This is a genomic window from Nosocomiicoccus massiliensis (genome assembly GCF_000438455.1).
Lineage (GTDB): Bacteria > Bacillota > Bacilli > Staphylococcales > Salinicoccaceae > Nosocomiicoccus > Nosocomiicoccus massiliensis.
On sequence record NZ_CAVG010000095.1, the window covers coordinates 1 to 2921 of the forward strand.

Consider the following 2921-nt stretch of genomic DNA (forward strand, 5'->3'; position numbering starts at 1 on the left):
AGATCTACATTATACGCCTCTTCTAAATGCTGATACTTAGATTTATCTCGTACTAAAATATTCGTAATACGTAAGTCACTACGTTCTTTCGTATGTTTTAATAAAAACTGTCCAATCGCACCTGCACCAATTAAGCCAATATTCATCGTATCTCTCCTAATTAGATTGTTATTTATTCATTATACGATGATATCGTCTCTATTTATAATTTCGCAGCATTTTTCCCTGCTGTTTTTCCGAATACTGATCCTGACATGAGTCCTGATCCACCTGGATAGTTATGATAGAATAATTCACCGACCATCTCACCTGCTGCATATAGCCCTGTGATTGGTGCGTCATTTTCATTTAATACTTCTGCTTTGTCGTTTACTTTAATACCACCGAACGTAAACGTAATTCCACAAGTGACAGGATATGCATAAAACGGCGCTTCGTTAAATTTTAACGCCCAGTTTGATTTTTTAGGGTCGAGACCAGATGTTGATTTACCATCTTTAATGCTCGGATTGTAGTCACCATCAACAACCGCGTTGTTATATTCTTCAATCGTTTTTAAAAATTGTTTTTTATCGACATTCATTTTTTCAGCAAGTTCTTCTAAAGTATTTGCCTCGATTTTAGTCGCTTCGTCTAATTCGTATTCTACACGTAGGAGAGGTTTTACTTGGCTATCGTAAATTTGGAACGCTTTATGATCTGTTTGTTTTAACGTCTCTTTTCCATATTTTGCGTACGTATAGTTTCTAAAATCCGCACCCTCATCTACAAATCGATTACCTTCAGCGTTTACAATTAAACCGAGTGGATATGATGATTTTTTGTATATGTCACCAGGTTTTTCGAAATCACCGAATTTTGGTGCGTTGTAATCTGTCGTATGTGCGTGACATCCATCATACTGTCCAGCTTTTACAGCCCCAACTGCTAACGCCATAGAAATACCGTCACCTGTATTGTGTTTTGTGCCTCGAACGACTGCTTTAGACCATTCTTCACCTAGATTTTCTGTACGCTTTTTAGCGTCTGCTTCGAATCCTCCACATGCTAAGATGACTGCATCTGCAGCAACTTGTACGTTCTCACCGTCTTTATTCACTTGTACTCCAGTAATTTTATTATTACTTGCTTCAAGTTTAATTGCAGGTGAGCTATACCATATTTCTACACCGTTCTCTTCTGCTTTTTTAAATAACGTTTCTACTAAACCAATACCTTTACGGTATGTTTTTGTAGGTAATCCACCCCAAAATGTTTTTACGCCATCTTTTTCAAAATACTGGTTTTCATTTGCTATAAATTCGACGCCTTGTTTTTTCATCCATAGAATAGTGTCATATGAATTTTCTACGAGATGTCTTGCGAGTTCAGGTTTAGATTTACCTTGCGTGACTTTCATCATATCATTATAAAAGTCTTCACTATCGTATTTCGGAAGTACGATTTCATCATCTTCTGAAATATCCGACACGATTTCTCTATAGCTATCTAAATCCTTATATGCAAAGCGTATCGCACCGTCTGTGAAAAACGAGTTCCCGCCTCGATTATTTTTTGGTCCTTTTTCAAGCATCAATACTTTTTTACCTTCTTCACTTGCAGCAACCGCTGCCGATAACGCAGCATTACCTGTTCCGACAACGACAATGTCAAATTTATATTCCATATTTTTATTACTCCTTTTAAAAGTTCTCTTATATAAATTTTATGAAACCGTTTGACATAAGTAAAATATATATATTAAATATAAACTAATAGAATTTATTTATATCAAGAGGTTAACAATGAATACAAAAGATTGGATATTATTAATTACGCTATATGAAGAAATGAATTTAACACGTACCGCTAAACGATTGTACACGACGCAACCGTCATTAACTTATAGAATTAAACAAATCGAATCTTCACTTGGAATACAAATTTTACATCGAGGAAATAAAGGAATCTCTTTTACTGCTGAAGGTATCTATTTAGTTGAGTATTCAAAGAGAATGTTAAAAGAAGAAAGAAAGCTACTCGATCATTTAAAAAATATGAAAGATGAACTTCAAGGAACCATTCGTATCGGGTCTTCGAGTAACTATGCACACTATGAATTGCCAGATTTACTTGAAAACTTTATAAAACAATATCCAAACGTTGAGGTTGAGCTCGTGACTGGATGGAGCAGTGAAATATTAGAAAAGCTTCAAAACGAAACAATCCACGTCGCATTTTTAAGAGGAGATTTTAAGTGGAACAGTAAAAAGCACATACTTGAAAAGGATAATCTACATATTATCTCAACAAAAAAGTTAAATTTAGAATCATTACCAGAAGAAAACTATATACAATATCTAACAGATCTCAGTTTAAAAAGCACCATCGATAAGTGGTGGAGAGATAATTATAATTCTCCAGTCTATACAACAATGGAAGTAGACCGAATAGAAACGAGTATCGAAATGGTAAAACGTGGACTCGGTTATACAATCGTTCCAGGTATTAACATTCAAAATGAAAATAGCTTATATACGATGCCAATTAAAGTTAATGATGAAAAAATTTATAGAAATACGTGGCTGGCTTATAAAGAAGAGAGCTTAAACTTAAAAGTTGTCGATGAATTTGTCCGATTAATTATAAACTCCTAATCATTTAATAGTATAGACAATATGATAAAGATAAAATTAAAAGGCATGTCACCTGAACAATTCAGGAAACATGCCTTACAATCTGCTTAATTCCAAAAGTCCAACTTCTCGATAGCACATCATTTCTGTCTACAGTTCTTATTATAGATCGTGATAATTTGTTATTTTTAAACCGCCTTGTTTTTTATCATAGATGAGATCATAACCTGTTGTAAACTCTTGTCTCTCATCCAAGCCATCATGCTTTATATTGGCTCTTAAACGAATTGAGTATTTGTTATCTCC

The 2921-nt window shown here is 34.1% G+C and carries 2 protein-coding genes; one reads left to right on the forward strand and one right to left on the reverse strand.

What is annotated here, in order from left to right; all coding sequences use genetic code 11:
* Nucleotides 1–202 precede the first annotated feature (202 nt).
* Entirely contained in the window at nt 203–1666 is a 1464-nt protein-coding gene (gene tcuA, locus TJ68_RS04185) for an FAD-dependent tricarballylate dehydrogenase TcuA (RefSeq protein ID WP_040928921.1), read from the reverse strand.
* Nucleotides 1667–1784: 118 nt separating this feature from the next.
* Between tcuA and TJ68_RS04190 the strand changes: the two genes are divergently transcribed.
* Nucleotides 1785–2636 (forward strand): LysR family transcriptional regulator, encoded by an 852-nt coding sequence (locus TJ68_RS04190; RefSeq protein ID WP_040928922.1) that lies wholly within the window; start codon nt 1785–1787, stop codon nt 2634–2636.
* Nucleotides 2637–2921 lie beyond the last annotated feature (285 nt).